Consider the following 15,542-nt stretch of genomic DNA (forward strand, 5'->3'; position numbering starts at 1 on the left):
ACCGATGGCCGAAGGCGCCCTCCTGCAACCCGACGACACGGCGTGGGCGGATGCCCTGGACCGGATCCGCCACGACGTGTACCACCTGCCCGCGTACGTCACCCTGGACGCCCGGCTCTCCGGAGGCACACCGGTCGCGTTCCGCTACGACGAGGCGGACCACGTCCTCCTGCTCCCCCTGGTGTTACGCCCGGTGCCGGGAACCGGGCTGCGCGACGCCGTCTCCCCGTACGGCTACCCGGGCCCGATCAGCGACGTCCCCTCGACGAGCACCGGCTTCTGGGCCCGCGCCGCCCGGGCCATGGTCGAGCTGCTGCGGACCCACGACGTGATCACCCTGTTCGCCCGGCTGCACCCGCTGCTGCCGGCCCCGCTGGTCTCGCTGGAGCGGGCCGGCACGGTGGTGCACCACGGCGAGACCGTCTCGGTCGACCTCACCCTCTCCCCCGAGCAGATCTGGCAGCAGACCGGCCGCACCCACCGCAACCAGATCAACAAGGCGGGGCGGGCCGGGGTGCGGATCGTCTTCGACGAGTGGGACCTGCTGGACGAGTGGATCGGCACCTACCACGCGACGATGCGGCGGGTCGGCGCCACCGAGTTCTACTTCTTCGAGCGCGACCACTTCCACCGGTTGCGCGAGGCGCTCGGCGGCAGCCTGCATCTGGCGGTGGCGCTCTGCGACGACGAGGTCCTCGGCGGCAACCTCTTCTTCGAGCACGGCGGGATCATGCACACCCACCTGCAGTCCACCCGGGACGGTCAGATCTGGTGGGCGGACAAGCTGCTCTACCACGAGGTCCGGCTCTGGGGCCGGGAGCGCGGCAACCGGGTCTACCACCTGGGCGGCGGCGTGGGCGGCGCGGACGACTCGCTCTTCCGCTACAAGGCGGCCTTCGCCGCGGGCCGGCAGCCGTTCCACACCTGGCGGGTGGTCACCGACCCGGCGGTCGTCACGGAGCTCGCCGGGCCGTTGACCCCGGACTCGCTGACCGGGCACTTCCCGCCTTACCGCTGATCGACGTCGTAGCGTTTCACCAGGCCGGCGAGGATGTCGCGGGTGCGGTGCAGGTCGGCGATCTGGGTCTCGACGCGCTCCAGCTCCGCGCCGAGGCGGGCGGCCAGCCACGGGGTCCGGATGCTCTCGTCGGCGACGCAGGGCAGCACGTCCCGGATGGTCGCGGTGGTGAGGCCGGCGCCGAGCAGGGAGCGGATCAGCCCGACCCGGTCGACGTCGGCAGCGCAGTAACTGCGCTGCCCGCCCGGACCGCGGTCGCTGGCCAGCAGGCCCTGCTCCTCGTAGTAGCGCAGCGAGCGCGCGCTCGCGCCGGTCGCCGCGGCCAGGTCGCCGATCCGCATCGCTGTCTCCCGGGTCACAAAGGCTTGAACCTCACATCTGTGTCAAGTTTTAGCGTGACCGCATGACGACGACAACCCGCCTGCTCGGCCCGCTCACCAGCCCGGTCACCCTGGCCGGCCTCGACCTGCCCAACCGCTTCGTGATGGCGCCGATGACCCGGTTCCGCTCGCCCGGCGGGGTTCCCACCGCCGAGGTGGCCGGGTACTACCGGCGGCGCGCGGAGAACGGGATCGGGCTGATCGTCACCGAGGGCGTGCTGGTGGATCACCCCAGCGCCGGCCACGAGACGACCGTGCCGCGGATGACCGCCGGGCCCGCCGAGGAGGGCTGGCGGCGGGTCACCAGCGAGGTGCACGCGGCCGGCAGCCGGATCGCCGCCCAGCTCTGGCACATGGGCAGCGAGCGGGAGCCGGTCGACGGTTACCCGTCCTGGACCCCGTCGACCATGTCGGTGGCGGACATCGGCACCCTGGTGGCGGCCTACGCGGAGGCGGCCCGGGTGGCGGTCCGGGCCGGGTTCGACGCGGTGGAGATCCACGCTGCGCACGGATACCTGCTGGACGAGTTCCTCTGGCCGCACACCAACCGGCGCACCGACCGTTACGGCGGCGGCCCGGCAGGCCGGGCCGCCTTCCCGGCCGAGGTGATCAGCGCGGTGCGGGCCGAGCTTCCCGCGACAACCCCCTTGATCGTACGGTTCTCGCAGTTCAAGGAGCGCGACTACACCGCACGCATCGCCGAGTCACCCGACGAGCTGGCGGCGCTGCTGTCCCCGCTCGTGTCGGCCGGCGCGGACGTGCTGCACGCCTCCCAGCGCCGTTTCTGGGAGCCGGCCTTCGACGGTTCGCCGCTGAACCTGGCCGGCTGGGCCAAGCGGATCACCGGCCTGCCCACGATCACCGTCGGCTCGATCGGCCTGACCCGCGAGTTCCCGGTCTCGGCCGGGATGGACGAGCTGGTCTCCCGCCTCGGCAGCGAGTACGACCTGGTCGCCCTCGGCCGGATCCTGCTCGGCAACCCGGCCTGGGCGCGGCTGGCCGGCGCAGGCCGGCTCGACGAGATCCGCGACTACACCAAGGCCCACGAGGAGACCTACTTCTAGGGCTCCCCGTGGGCGGATGCGGTGTCTCAGTTCGAGCGGCCGCGGAGGTAGCCGTGCGGGTCCAGCACGTACTTGCGGGCGGCGCCCTGGTCGAACTCCTGGTAGCCCTGCGGAGCCTGCTCGATCGGGATCGCGGTCGCGTTGACGTTCTTCGCGATCTGCACCCGGTCGTGCAGGATCGCCATCATCAGCCCGTGGTTGTACTTCATCACCGGGCACTGGCCGGTGACGAAGGAGTGCGACTTCGCCCAGCCCAGGCCCAGCCGCAGGGAGAGCGAGCCGACCTTGGCGGCCTCGTCGACGCCGCCCGGGTCGCCGGTGACGTAGAGGCCCGGAACGCCGATCGCGCCGCCGGCCCGGGTGAGGTCCATCAGCGAGTTCAGCACGGTCGCCGGCATCTCGGTCTGCGCGTCCCGGCCGTGGCCGCGCGCCTCGAACCCGACCGCGTCCACCGCGGAGTCGACCAGCGGCTGGCCGATCGCCGGGGCGGCCTTGCCGAGGATCTGCTGCACCTGCTCCGCCGGTTCGCCCTGGGACACGTTGATCGTCTCGCAGCCGAAGCTGCGGGCCTGGGCGAGCCGCTCGTCGTTGAGGTCACCGACGATGACGACCGCCGCGCCGAGCAGGAACGCCGAGGTGGCCGCGGCCAGGCCGACCGGTCCGGCGCCGGCGATGTAGACCGTGGAGCCGGTGGTCACGCCCGCGCTCACGCACCCGTGGTAGCCGGTCGGGAAGATGTCGCTGAGCATCGCCAGGTCCAGGGCCTTCTCGATGGCCTGGTCCCGGTCCGGGAACCGCAGCAGGTTCCAGTCCGCGTACGGCACCAGCACGTACTCGGCCTGACCGCCGACCCAGCCGCCCATGTCGACGTAGCCGTACGCCGAGCCGGGCCGGTCCGGGTTCACGTTGAGGCAGACACCGGTCTTGCGCTCCTTGCAGTTGCGGCACCGGCCGCAGGAGATGTTGAACGGCACCGAGCAGACGTCACCGACCCGGATGTACTCCACGTCCGGCCCGACGTCGACCACCTCGCCGGTGATCTCGTGGCCGAGCACCAGGCCCTCCGGCGCGGTGGTGCGCCCGCGCACCATGTGCTGGTCGCTGCCGCAGATGTTGCTGGCGACCGTCTTCAGGATCACCCCGTGCGGTGTCTTGCGCCCGACGTTCATCTTGTTGACGCCGGGTCCGTCCTTCATCTCGTAGGTCGGGTAGTCGAGATCGCGGATCTCGACCCGGCCGGGGCCCTGATAGACAACGGCTTTGTTGCCTGACATGGTGCGCTCCCATCCTCGAGCGTGGAACGAGCCTCCTGGCGCCATGCTTCTCGCGCAGTGACCGAAACAGAACCGTCGGTAGTCTCGATAAACGTCGATAGTCCCATTTGGTGCGCTCCGATCTACGCTTCCGGACGGATGACGGACCCGGAGCGCGTCGGCCAGAGTGGACCCGTGACTTCCGTCCGCAGACGAGACCTGGTGGGTGCGCTCGTCATCTGCGCCTGGCTGCTCGCGTGGACCCGGTGGGTGTCCCCGCAGATGCCGTTCGGCCGCGAGATCGACGTCGGCGCGTACCTCTTGGTGGCCGTCAACTCACTCGCGCTGATCTGGCGGCGCTCCGCCCCGCTGCGCGTTCTGGCCGTCACCACCCTCGCGTCGTCGGCCTACATGTGGCTGGAGTACGCGTACGGCCCGGCGCTGCTGCCGTTCGCGATCGCCGTCTACACCGTCGCCCGGCACCTGCCGTGGCGCACCGCCGCGGTGGCCGCCGGGATCGCCCTGCCGGTGCTCGCCTCGCACAACCTCAACGACGGCCTGGCCGTCACCGACCTGACCAGCATCTTCCCCGCCGCCGGGTGGGTCGCCGTGCCGTTCGCGATCGGCACCACCATCGCCCAGCGCACCGAATCGGTCACCCGGGACCGCCGGGAAGCCGTCGAGCGCGGCATCCAGGAGGAACGGCTGCGGATGGCGCAGGAGGTGCACGACATCGTCGGGCACGGCCTCGCCGCCATCAAGATGCAGGCCGACATCGCCCTGCACGTGCTGCACAAGCAGCCCGAGATCGCCCGGCCGACGCTGGAGGCGGTCAGCACCACCAGCGCCCAGGCCCTCGACGAGCTGCGCACCACGTTGCGGATGCTGCGCTCGGCCGACGAGTCGAAGGCGTCCACGCCGGGGCTCGCCGACCTCGACGCCCTGTACCAGCGGATGCGCGACGCCGGCCTGCGCGTGCGCGTGCGCACGATCGGGTCGCCGAGCGCCCTGCCCGCCGAGACGGACATGACGGCGTACCGGACCATCCAGGAATCGCTGACCAACGTGCTGAAGCACGCGTACCCGAAAGAGGCCGACATCGTGCTGGAGAACGAACCCGGCGCCCTGCGCATCCGGGTGATCAGTGCCCACCCGGAGTCGGAGACGCCGCGCAGCGGCGGCCTGGGCATCGCCGGCATGCGCGAGCGCATCGCCGCCCACGGCGGCAGATTCGCCGCCGGCCCGGCGCCCGGCGCGCGGTTCGTCGTCGATGCCTGGCTCCCGGTGGGCACGTCATGATCTCGGTCCTGCTCGTCGACGATCAAGATTTGGTACGGCTGGGCCTGCGCACGTTGCTGTCCAGCGAAGATGGGTTCACCGTCACCGGAGAGGCGGCCGACGGGCTGGCCGCGGTCGAACGGGCCGCCGCCCTGCGGCCCGACGTGGTGCTGATGGACGTGCGGATGCCCGGCATCGACGGCCTGGAAGCGACCCGCCGCATCATGGCCCGCCCCGACCTGACCGGCACCCGGGTCATCGTGCTGACCACTTTCGAGCGCGACGAGTACGTCTTCGAGGCGCTGCGCATCGGCGCCAGCGGTTTCCTGCTGAAGGACACCCCGCCGGTCACGCTGCTGGAGGCGATCCGCACGGTCGCCGACGGGGGCGCGCTGCTGTCGCCGTCGGTCACCCGCACGCTGATCCGGGAGTTCGTCACCAACGGGCCGCGGCGGCTGAGCCCGCATCCCCGCCTCGGCCGGCTCACCGAGCGGGAGCGTGAGGTGGTGGCCCTCGCGGCGGAAGGCCTCAGCAATCAGGAGATCGCCGGCCGGCTCGTGGTGAGCCCGGCCACCGCCCGTACCCATGTGAGCCGCGCGATGGTCAAGCTGGGCGCGCGGGACCGCGCGCAGCTGGTGGTGTTCGCCTTCCAGTCCGGTCTGGTCACCTAAGATCGGGGCGCATGACCACAGGCTCGGCGGCGTTCCTCCTCGACAGGCTGCATCGGGCCGGGATGCGCGATGTCGTCGCCGTGGAACCGGCGGAGGGCGGGCTCGCCGCACTCGCCGGCATAGCGACCCGCCGGGACGCGCCACCGGTGTTCGTCAAGGCGTTCGCCGAACCGCCGGACGACGACGTCTTCGCCGCGGAGGCCGAAGGGCTGGCCGCCCTGCGCGAGCTCGGCGGCATGCCGACACCCGAGGTGATCCTCGCGGGCCGGGACCTGCTGGTCCTGTCGGTGCTGCGGCCGCGACCGCCCAGCGAGACCTATTGGGAACACTTCGCGCACGCGCTCGCCCGCCTGCACCTGACCACGGTCCACCCGCGCTTCGGGTGGCGCCGCGACAACTGGCTGGGCCGGCGCCGGCAGATCAACACGTGGAACGACGACGGCTTCGCCTTCTTCGCCGAGCATCGGCTGCTCCGCTGGCTCGGCGAACCCCGCGTCGAGGCGGCCCTCGACGCCGTCGACCGGGCGGCGCTGGAGCGGCTGTGTCACCGGCTGCCCGAGCTTCTGCCGCAACGGCCGGCCTGCCTGACCCACGGTGACCTGTGGGCGCAGAACCTGCTGTCCACCCCGGAGGGCCGGCCCGCGCTGATCGACCCGGCCGTGTCGTACCTGTGGGCCGAGGTCGATCTCGCCCACGTCTGGACCACCGCGCCCCCACCCGAGGCGCACCGGTTCTTCGCCCGCTACGCCGAGCTGACCTCCCTGGACGCCGGCTGGCAGGACCGGATGCCGATCATTCAGCTGCGCCAGCACCTGGCGGTGCTGGCGCAGTTCGACGACGACTGGGGTGCGGCCGACCAGATCCGTGCCACGCTGGCCCCGTTCCGGGCCACCGGCCGCTATCGGTGAAGAGCCCGGCCCGCGACGACCATGGCGGCCGCGGCCAGAATGACGTCCTTCAGGATGTACTGCGCTTCCAGCGTCGGCAGCATCCCCGGGAACATGTCCCCCGGGAAGAGAACCAGCGGCGACATCATCCCCGCGATGACCGGGAAGAGCAGCAGCACCCCGAACCGCAGCCCGACCCCGGTGATCAGCGTCAACCCGATGATCGTCTCCACCACCGCCGTGGCGGCGACCGCCGGCGTGCCGGAGATCAGCCCGAAGGTGAGCGCGTCGACGGTACGCATGACCAGCGCCTCGGCCGGGGAGGCGCCCGGAAAGAACTTCAGCGCCCCGAAGCCCAGCAGAACCAGGCCGAGGCTGACCCGCAGCGCGACAGCCCCGTAGGCGGCGAACATCCCCGCCGCGCGCTCCCGCAGCGTAGGCGCGACAAGGACAGCAGCGGGCGGGGCGAGTTCGGTGACGGACATGGGTGGCTCCTTCGAGGTCCCGGACGCCGTGTCGCGTCCTGCACCTGACGATCCCGGCAATCCCCCGCCCCCGAATCCCGCTCGCAGCGGCCTCCCCCCTGCGCACCCCGGCCCCGCCGGGGCCGTTCCGCCTACGCCCCCAGCGGTACTCCTCGTCCCTTCACCCGTCCAACGCAGCGCGGCCCCAGCGGTAACTGTCCGTCACCCCAGCCTTCCGCCGCGCTCCCTCCCGCCGCGCGTCCTCTCCCCGCCTCCGCCGCGCTCACTCCCACCACCTGGGCACCCTCAGCGCTCAACCGCGCTCGCCCCCGCCACCTGGGCGCCCTCCCAGCCCTCCACCACGCTCGCCCCCGCGCGTGGGCACCCTCCCAGCCCTCCACCGCGCTCGCCCCAGCCGCGTGGACACCCTCCCAGCCCTCCACCGCGCTCGCCCCAGCCGCGTGGACACCCTCCCAGCCCTTCACCGCGCTCGCCCCAACCGCGTGGACACCCTCCCAGCCTCCGTCGCGCTCGCCCCGCCACGTGGGCACGTTCCAACTGGCGTCGCGCTCACTCCCCGGCCGCCCACCCTCAACACCAGCCACCCCGCCGCCCGAAGCGCAATGCTCGCTCGGCAAGTCCCACCCCAACACCCAGCCGCAGCCGCCCTACCCCGGCTGACACACAGAGCTGGGCCAACATCCCGCACGCAACACCAGCCGTCAGCCGACCAATCTGGCCGACGCACAGCGCTCGCCCAACAGCCCGCACCCAACCCCAGCCGCCAGCCGACAACCTTGGCCGACACATAGCGCCCACTTCGCCGCCCGAAGGCGACGCTGAACGCCAGCCGACCAAACCGGCTGACACACAGCACCCACCCGCCCACCCGAACACGACCCTGAACGCCAGCCAACCAAACCGGCTGACACACAGCACCCACCCGCGCACCCGAACACGACCCTGAACGCCAGCCGACCAGACCGGCCGACGCGCAGCGCTCGCTCGGCCGGCCGAAGGCGGCGCTGGATGTCGGCCGGGATGATCGGCGTTAGGCGGTGGCTCGCCGAGCGCGTGAAGCAACGGGAAGCCTTAGATCACCAGCGCCGGTGGGCCTGGCGCGGGGAACTTCCGGCGGGCTTCAGGCCGCGATCACCGCGCCGGTGGTGGTCGGCGGCCTGGAGGTGGCGAGGGTGAGCCGGGTCAGGACCGGCTCCTCGGGGATCGGCGCGGCTCCCGCGCCGATGATCGGCCGGGGACGGCGAGGCTCGGTGCGGCCCGCGCTACCACCCCGGCCGGGGTAGATCAGCAGCCCGTTGACCGGATCGGGCACGGCGTCGAGCGCGGCGCGGACGATGGGCAGATCCCGGTAGGAAGACCAGCGATCCTCACTCCGGAAGCCGATCTCGAAAAGCACGCCCCAGGTGAATCGGTGCCAATGCCACTCATAGGCCCCGTGCGTGATGGCGGCCTCGACCAGAACATTGCCGTAGGAATCCTGCCAGCGCGCCGCGGAGAGCTGCGCGCCGTCCAGAACCTCGATCGACCACCACTGCAAATTCATGGTGCCCCGATGCTACTGCGCATCGACAAGCATGCTCGCCGTTTCCGCCGACAAGACTGAGGTTGGCATCCGCCCGGAGCCACGCACAGCTCCCGGACACATCCGACGGCGGCGTCACCCCACAAGCTACGGCAAGGGCCCGAGCAAGAAACCAGAACGCCGGCGCGCTACGGCGGAAGGGCGAGCATGAGGCCGGAACGCCAGCGCGAGCGCGGCAAGAGAGCGAGCAGCATCAAACAGCGGCGGAACGCCAGCGCGAGCGCAGCAAGAGAGCGAGCAGCATCAAACAGCGGCGGAACGCCAGCGCGAGCGCAGCAAGAGAGCGAGCAGCATCAAACGGCGACGGAACGCCGGCGGGGGTGCGGCGAGAGGGCGAGCGGCGTCAGGCGGCGGTGGAGCGGCGGCGGCCCGAGGGGAGCGCGTGTGCCGGCTTGTGACCTAACGGGCGGCGGGCACGCCGCAAGGCGGGCTGGGCGCCGGCGGCGTGGCGGGCGTCGGGGAGCTGGGGGCCGGCCCAGGCGGGGAGCGCGCCGGGTGGGTTGAGGGTGCGGTTGGGTGGCACCCAGAGCGCCTGCGGCGCCGTCGGCGAACCCCACCACAGGAACGTGCCGTAACCGCGGACCAGCGGAGGCTGCAGAGCCGGCCAGTGCGCTTCGGGTGGGATCGCCAGCCGCCACGCCTCGGCGGGAATCAAGGCCAGGCCGGCCTGGGGCGGCGGGACCGGCAGGCGGGCGCCGGCGCCGGCAGAACCAGAGGCAGAACCAGAGGCAGTGGCGGGCACGGTGCCGGCGGGGGCGGTGGCGGCGGGAGCGGAGGCCAGGACGACGGCGGCGCCGATGGTGACGATGCCGGCGATCAGGGCGGCCGGCTCCCAGCCGGGGCGGACGGTGTCGCCGAGCAGGGTCAGGGCGATCACCGAGGGGGCGACGACCTCGCCGGTCCAGTGGACCGCGGTGACCCGGCCGACGTCGCCCGTCTGCAGGGCGTTCGCATACATGATCATGCCGTTGACCGGGTAGATCAGCAGCGCCCAGACCAGCGGCTCGGTGGCGATCGCGAGGATCGTCGACGTCGTGGTGGTCATCGACTCGGCGGGAATGTGCAGGGCCCGGCCGCAGAGGGCGGCGCCGCCGAGGGAGAAGCCGCCGACGGCGGCCATCAGGCCGGGATTGCCGATGCGGGTGGTGGCCCAGCCGAGGACGACGAGGGCGACCGCGCCGGCGCAGAAGGCGAGCCGCATCGTCTGGCTGGGCAGCACCTCGTGCTGCTGGCCGGCGGACATGGCGAGCACGGTCAGCGCCGTGCTGGTGCTGATGATCGCGACGACGTCGCGGCGCCGCAGCCGGGATTTCAGGAACAGCCAGGCGAGCACGGCGGTCACGGCGAGGGAACCGGCCAGCACCGACTCGACCACATAGACCGCGAGCTGCTGCAACGCGAACATCGCGGCGACCCACGCGGAGATGTCCAGCGCGATGCCGATCATGTAGAGCGGATGGCCGAGCGTGCTGACCGTGCTGGTGCTGCGGCTGGCGCCGACCGCCTGCAGGATCGACCCCACCGCATAGCTGAGGGCGCCGTAAACGGCCAGGCCCAGTGCGATCCAGCCCGCGGTGGTCATCGCTCACCGCCCGGGCCGAGCGGAAAGCTGATCACTCAGCGTAGATCGACCGATCACGCCCCGATGATATGACGTGGGATGAATCCACGCGACCCTATGCGGCCCCGGCAACGCGCGATGGCACGAACGACCGCACGACCTCGGCGATCCGCCGCACGTCGCCCGGTCCGCAGCGGTGATCCACCGGCAGCGTCAGCATCCGCGCGGCCAGGTCGGCGGCCTCCTCGTCGCCGCTCCACAGTCGATCCCGGTCCTGCCGCCAGTGCACCGGCGCGTAGACACCGTGGGCGGCCAGGTGCGCGAGCAGGGCGTCGCGCACGCTTTCCGACGCGCACTCCAGCTGCACACGGAACGGCCCACCGGCCGAGACCCACCAGGCAGCCGTACGGGAGGACAGCGCCTCCGCGAGGGTGGCGGCGTGCCGGGCGCTCGCCGTACGCAAGCCGGTCACGTCGAGGAGCGGCAGCGACGCGGCGGTGACCGCGCTGACCGGCGCCGTGCTGCCGAGAAGTTCCTGCTCGCCCTGCTGTTGCAGGGCGCGGAACCGGTCCTTGGGGATCGGCCGGCCGTCCCGCCAGGCCGCCTTGAGCAGCATGCCGGCGAGTTTCAGGGCGGCGCCCGGGCTGGGCGCGCCCCGCGGCCGGGGCAGGTCGAGGCCGCGCGGCGACCAGAGCAGGCCGCCGTCCGGCAGCGGCAGCGTCTTGCGCAGGGAGGCGACCGCGTACGCCGCGGTGCTCGTGCACGCCCACTCGCTGAACGGGTCGTGCGAGTGGTCCTCGATCACCGTGACGCCGGGGTGTGCCCGCATCCAGGTGTCCCACGGCGCGCCGGTGTCGCGCCCGAACAGATTCTGGGCGAGGACCACGTCTCCGTCGGCGACCCGCAGCGTCTCCCAGTGCGGGCCGTGCCCGTCCGGCAGATGCCGGTACCAGGTGATCGGGATCTGCGCGGAGAGGAACTCGGCGACGCCCATGCAGAAGTAGGACGGGACGTGCAGCCGCCCGGCCGGGGCGAGCAGGCGCAGCAGGTCGCTCAGCGCCCCGCACCCGGTGGCGTAGAGCGCCCGCCGGGCCGGCAGCCATCCGGGCAGGCCGCCCTGCTCGGCGCTGAGCAGGGCGGCCGGGTCCCAGTGGAACTCCGACCCGATCTCCCGGGGCGGTTCAGGCGGCACGGCTCATGTCCTGGTCAGGTGCTGCCTCGGCCGGAGCCGCTGACGCCGGCGAGGCCTGGGCGGGCGGCTGCGCGTGCTGCGCCCGCTGGATGTTGAGCTGGTCGACGTGCACCGGCGGCTCGCCGCGCTGCAGCGTGACCGCGGTCCGCCAGAGGATCTTCAGGTCGAGGGCCGGCGACCAGTTGTCGACATACCACCGGTCGAGGATGAAGCGCTGCGGCCAGTCGATGTCGTCGCGCCCGTTGACCTGCGCCCAGCCGGTGATGCCGGGCTTGACCTCGAGGCGCCGGGCGTCCTCGGCGGAGTATCCGGCGACCTGCGGCAGCACGTCGGGGCGGGGCCCGACCAGGTTCATCTGGCCGAGCAGCACGTTGATCAGCTGGGGCAGCTCGTCGAGGCTGGTCCGGCGCAGGAACCGGCCGCAGCGGGTGATCCGCGGGTCGTCCTCGATCAGCCCGAACGGGTCGTCGATGCCGAGCTGGGCGCTGAGCGCGACCGAGTTGTGGACCATGGAGCGGAACTTGAGCATCCGGAACGGTCGGCCGTCCTTGCCGGCCCGGTCCTGCACGAAGAGGACACCCTTGCCGTCGGCGATCCGGATCCAGGCGGCGATCGCCAGTATCACCGGAGCGAGCAGGAGCAGGAACACGGCGGCGACCAGTCGATTCAGGCCGTTCCAGAACAAGCGCACGGATTGTCCCCTTTACAGTGACTCGACCGTTGGTCCGGTCAAGCGGTGGCGGGTGTCCAGCACGTACTGCGCGTGCTCGACGACGAGGTCGAGGTCGAAGTCGTCGTGGTCGGCGAGCAGGATCACCGCGTCGGCGGCGGCGATCTGCTCGGCGCTCAGCACGACCCGTTCCACCCGGCTGTCGACGTGGGCGTCCTCGACGACGTGCGGGTCGGCTGCGCGTACCTCGGCGCCCATGTCCAGCAGGAGCGCGGCAACGCGCCGGGCCGGCGACTCGCGCGCGTCGCCGCTGTTCTTCTTGTAGGCGAGGCCGAGCAGCAGGACGGTGGAGCCGTTGACCGCCTTGCGCCGCTGGTTGAGCGCGGCGACCAGGCGGCGCGCGACGTAGTCGGGCATGTGGTTGTTGATGTCGTTGGCCAGCTCGACGAAGCGGAAGCTCTGGCCGAGGGTCCGCTGCACCCGCCAGGACAGGTAGGACGGGTCGATCGGCAGGCAGTGGCCGCCGACGCCGGGGCCGGGCACGAACCGCATGTAGCCGAACGGTTTCGAGGACGCGGCGCCGATCGCCTCCCAGACGTCGATGCCGAGGTCGTGCGCGTACACCGCCAGCTCGTTGACCAGGGCGATGTTGACGTGCCGGAAGGTGTTCTCGAGCAGCTTGGCGAGCTCGGCGACCTTGGTGTCGGAGACCGGCACCACGTGGTCGACGACCGAGGCGTAGAAGGCCTGGACGTGTTCCAGGGAGGCCGGGTTGACGCCGGAGACGACCTTCGGGGTGGTGGTGAGGTTCCACTCGCGGTTGCCCGGGTCGATGCGCTCGGGGCTGTAGCCGAGGTGGAAGTCGACGCCGGCGATCAGGCCGGAGCCCTCCTCCAGCAGCGGCGCGACCAACTCGGTCGTGGTGCCCGGGTAGGTGGTCGACTCGAGCGCGACGGTGGCGCCCGGCCGCAGGTAACGCGCCAGCGTACGCGCGGAGTCCTCGATGTAGCGCAGGTCGGGCGTGCCGTCGCGCAGCGGGGTCGGCACCGCGATGACCGCGACGTCGAAGCCGGCGCAGGAGCGCGGGTCGGCGGAGGGCAGGAACCTCCCGGTGGCGAGGATGGCCTGCAGGTCGGCGGAGGAGATGTCGTCGACGTAGGACTCGCCGGCGGCGAGCCGCTTGATCCGGTCGTCGTCGACGTCGAAGCCGACGACCGTGTGGCCGACCTGGGCGGCGCGGACCGCGAGCGGCAGCCCGACATATCCCTGGCCGGCGATGACGACCCGCATGGGTGTGTTCTCCCTCTTGTCGGTTCGGGCCCGGCGGCGGCTCACGAGCGCCCGCCCGGTGGGACGGCGGCGGTCTCGGGGTGGCGCTGCTTGCGGCCGACGGCGGCCGGGTGCCGCCCGCTCGGGATCGGGCCGCCGGGTGTCGGCTTGTCCCGCCCGGTGGGCAGGGCCGGCGACTCGGCGAGCCAGTGCAGGACGGCGATCAGGTCCTCGCGGGGCGCGGCCGCGTCGAGCAGCGACAGCACCGCGCCGTCCAGCGGCGGCACCGGCGCCTGCGAGATCAGCGGGTGGTTGGGCCGGTGGTCGGGCTCGTCCGGGCCGAGCAGGATCTCGGCGAGTTTCTCGCCGGGGCGCAGTCCGGTGTAGACGATCTGGATGTGCTGGTCGGCCGCGTCGGCGATGCGCCGGGCGACGTCGGCGATGCGGACCGGCTCGCCCATGTCCAGCACCAGCACCTCACCCTTGCTGTCCAGCGCGCCGGCCTGGATGACCAGCCGGACCGCCTCCTGCACGGTCATGAAGTAGCGGGTGACGTCCGGGTCGGTGACGGTGATCGGGCCGCCGGCCTCGACCTGGGCGGCGAACGCGGTCAGCACCGACCCGCGGCTGCCGAGCACGTTGCCGAAGCGGACGCTGCTGTAGGTGCCGGAGGCGGTGGCGTCGGCCGCGGCGGTGAGCCGCTCGGTGATCCGCTTGGAGTAGCCGAGCACGCTGCACGGGTCGGCGGCCTTGTCGGTGGAGATGTTGACCAGCCGGTCGACGTTGTGCCGCAGCGCGGTCTGCAGGATCTGGTACGTCCCGATGATGTTGGTCTTGAGCGCCTCGGACGGGTGCATCTCCAGCAGCGGGAGGTGCTTGAGGGCGGCCGCGTGGAACACCACGTGCGGCTTGTGCTCGGCGAACACCTCGTCGAGGCGCTGCTGGTCGCGGATGTCGGCGACGACCAGGTTGCGGTCGTCGAGCATGCCCCGGCCGTCGAGGGACAGCTGGACGGCGTGCAGGCCGGACTCGTCGCGGTCCAGCATGATCAGCTTGGCCGGGTTGAAGCGGGCCACCTGCCGGCACAGCTCCGAGCCGATCGACCCGCCGGCGCCGGTCACCAGCACCCGGCGGCCGGCCAGGTAACCGGCGACGGCGGCCAGGTCGATGCCGATCTCGCGGCGGCCGAGCAGGTCCTCGTGGCTGACCGGGCGGATGTCCTCGACCCGGACGGTGCGCCCGAACAGCTCCACCACCGGCGGGACGACCTTGAGGTCCACGTTGAGCGGCTGGGCCAGGTCGGTGAGCCCGCGGATCAGGTCGGCGCTGGCGCTCGGGATGGCGATCACCACGGCCTCGGCGTTGAACCGGCGGACCACCTCGGCCATCGCGTACCGGTTGCCGGCGACCGGGACGCCCATCACGTGCAGGGCGCGCTTGGCCGGGTCGTCGTCGAGCAGCGCGACCGGGACATACGGACTGTTCGGGCTGCGCAGCATGGCCCGGATCACCTGAGTGGCGCCCTCCCCGGCGCCCATCACGACGACCCGGGCGCCGTGCTCGAACGACGGCCGCAGCCGGCTGTCCTGCAGCAGGCGGACGAAATAGCGGACGCCGGCCGCGAGGACCAGCATGATCAGGCCGGCGCCGATGATCGCCGAGCGCGGCACCAGCCGGCCCAGCAGGGTGTCCAGGACGAAGACGGCCGGGACGGTGACGGCGACGGTTTTCGCCAGGGCGGCGATCTCCTCGAAGCACCCGTAGGACCAGCGGCCGGTGTAGAGCCCGAAGCGGATGCCGGCGGCGGTCAGCACCACCGCGGCGACGGCGGAGAGCACCGCCAGGTCGAGCAGGTGCACGTCGCCGATCTGGCCGTCGTGGCGCAGCAGGGTGGCGATGAGCAGCGCGACGGCCAGGGCCAGCGCGTCGGTGGCGGCCCGGGCGGCCCGGCCGGGCAGAACGGTGCGGACCCAGGGCGCCGGACCGGTAATCCCGCGCCACTCACCGGGATTGGCGTCGGCCTCGGAGTCACCGGGCCGGGTTCGCCTTACCTGCATGGATTCCCCCTCGTACGATGCCGGCGCAGCCGGCCGCGGATCCTTCGCTCGACAAGGAAAAGCAAGTGGTCGAATTCGCAATTCCGGCCACCGGAAATGCCCGTCGCCACTCGCTGTGCAACGCCCTTTCGCCCTATCGCAAAAATCAGGGTTCCAGCCCGCCAGGGCGGTTTAC

Annotated in this window: 14 protein-coding genes; 5 read left to right on the forward strand and 9 right to left on the reverse strand. The window is 72.1% G+C overall.

Annotated features, from left to right (window positions below; genetic code table 11):
* The first annotated feature begins 4 nt into the window (after positions 1-4).
* The gene (locus AB0F81_RS05865) at positions 5-1,018 is read left to right on the forward strand and encodes a GNAT family N-acetyltransferase (RefSeq protein ID WP_360191581.1); all 1,014 of its coding nucleotides are present in this window, start codon (positions 5-7) and stop codon (positions 1,016-1,018) included.
* On the opposite strand, the gene AB0F81_RS05870 is transcribed toward AB0F81_RS05865, so the two are convergent.
* A complete protein-coding gene (locus AB0F81_RS05870; RefSeq protein ID WP_360191664.1) occupies positions 1,009-1,359 on the reverse strand; it encodes a MerR family transcriptional regulator in 351 nt (116 codons plus the stop codon). The genes AB0F81_RS05865 and AB0F81_RS05870 overlap by 10 nt on opposite strands.
* 62 nt (positions 1,360-1,421) lie before the next feature.
* Here AB0F81_RS05870 and AB0F81_RS05875 point away from each other — a divergent pair, with 62 nt between their 5' ends.
* A complete protein-coding gene (locus AB0F81_RS05875) occupies positions 1,422-2,462 on the forward strand; it encodes a 12-oxophytodienoate reductase (RefSeq protein WP_360191584.1) in 1,041 nt (346 codons plus the stop codon).
* 26 nt (positions 2,463-2,488) lie between these two features.
* On the opposite strand, the gene fdhA is transcribed toward AB0F81_RS05875, so the two are convergent.
* Positions 2,489-3,736 carry a formaldehyde dehydrogenase, glutathione-independent gene (gene fdhA / locus AB0F81_RS05880; protein WP_360191586.1) on the reverse strand — a complete coding sequence of 416 codons (1,248 nt, stop codon included), beginning with the start codon at positions 3,734-3,736 and terminating at the stop codon, positions 2,489-2,491.
* A gap of 174 nt (positions 3,737-3,910) precedes the next feature.
* On the opposite strand from fdhA, the gene AB0F81_RS05885 reads away from it, so the two are divergent.
* From AB0F81_RS05885 to AB0F81_RS05895, 3 genes are read left to right on the forward strand one after another with little or no spacing between them, the layout of a single operon-like run.
* Positions 3,911-5,014, forward strand: coding sequence for a histidine kinase (locus AB0F81_RS05885; RefSeq protein ID WP_360191589.1), 1,104 nt, complete (start codon positions 3,911-3,913; stop codon positions 5,012-5,014).
* Entirely contained in the window at positions 5,011-5,664 is a 654-nt protein-coding gene (locus tag AB0F81_RS05890; RefSeq protein WP_360191592.1) for a response regulator transcription factor, read from the forward strand. Before AB0F81_RS05885 ends, AB0F81_RS05890 begins: the two co-directional genes overlap by 4 nt.
* Before the next feature lie 11 nt (positions 5,665-5,675).
* A complete protein-coding gene (locus AB0F81_RS05895) occupies positions 5,676-6,572 on the forward strand; it encodes a fructosamine kinase family protein (RefSeq protein WP_360191595.1) in 897 nt (298 codons plus the stop codon).
* On the opposite strand, the gene AB0F81_RS05900 is transcribed toward AB0F81_RS05895, so the two are convergent.
* The 7 genes from AB0F81_RS05900 to AB0F81_RS05930 form a co-directional block, all read right to left on the reverse strand.
* Positions 6,563-7,036 carry a DoxX family membrane protein gene (locus tag AB0F81_RS05900; protein WP_360191598.1) on the reverse strand — a complete coding sequence of 158 codons (474 nt, stop codon included), beginning with the start codon at positions 7,034-7,036 and terminating at the stop codon, positions 6,563-6,565. The genes AB0F81_RS05895 and AB0F81_RS05900 overlap by 10 nt on opposite strands.
* Before the next feature lie 1,120 nt (positions 7,037-8,156).
* Positions 8,157-8,579, reverse strand: a complete 423-nt coding sequence (locus AB0F81_RS05905) for a hypothetical protein (RefSeq protein ID WP_360191601.1) — start codon at positions 8,577-8,579, stop codon at positions 8,157-8,159.
* A gap of 382 nt (positions 8,580-8,961) precedes the next feature.
* On the reverse strand, positions 8,962-10,200 hold the full coding sequence (locus tag AB0F81_RS05910; RefSeq protein ID WP_360191604.1) for a hypothetical protein: 1,239 nt from the start codon (positions 10,198-10,200) through the stop codon (positions 8,962-8,964).
* Between the two features lie 94 nt (positions 10,201-10,294).
* The gene (locus AB0F81_RS05915; protein WP_360191607.1) at positions 10,295-11,371 is read right to left on the reverse strand and encodes a hypothetical protein; all 1,077 of its coding nucleotides are present in this window, start codon (positions 11,369-11,371) and stop codon (positions 10,295-10,297) included.
* Entirely contained in the window at positions 11,361-12,062 is a 702-nt protein-coding gene (locus AB0F81_RS05920; RefSeq protein ID WP_360191610.1) for a sugar transferase, read from the reverse strand. Before AB0F81_RS05920 ends, AB0F81_RS05915 begins: the two co-directional genes overlap by 11 nt.
* Before the next feature lie 12 nt (positions 12,063-12,074).
* Positions 12,075-13,331: a nucleotide sugar dehydrogenase gene (locus tag AB0F81_RS05925; protein ID WP_360191613.1), complete on the reverse strand. Its 1,257-nt coding sequence runs from the start codon at positions 13,329-13,331 to the stop codon at positions 12,075-12,077.
* Between the two features lie 41 nt (positions 13,332-13,372).
* Complete coding sequence (locus AB0F81_RS05930; RefSeq protein ID WP_360191616.1) at positions 13,373-15,367, reverse strand: nucleoside-diphosphate sugar epimerase/dehydratase; 1,995 nt, start codon at positions 15,365-15,367, stop codon at positions 13,373-13,375.
* Positions 15,368-15,542 lie beyond the last annotated feature (175 nt).

The sequence above is a fragment of the Actinoplanes sp. NPDC024001 genome (assembly GCF_040638955.1).
Lineage (GTDB): Bacteria > Actinomycetota > Actinomycetes > Mycobacteriales > Micromonosporaceae > Actinoplanes.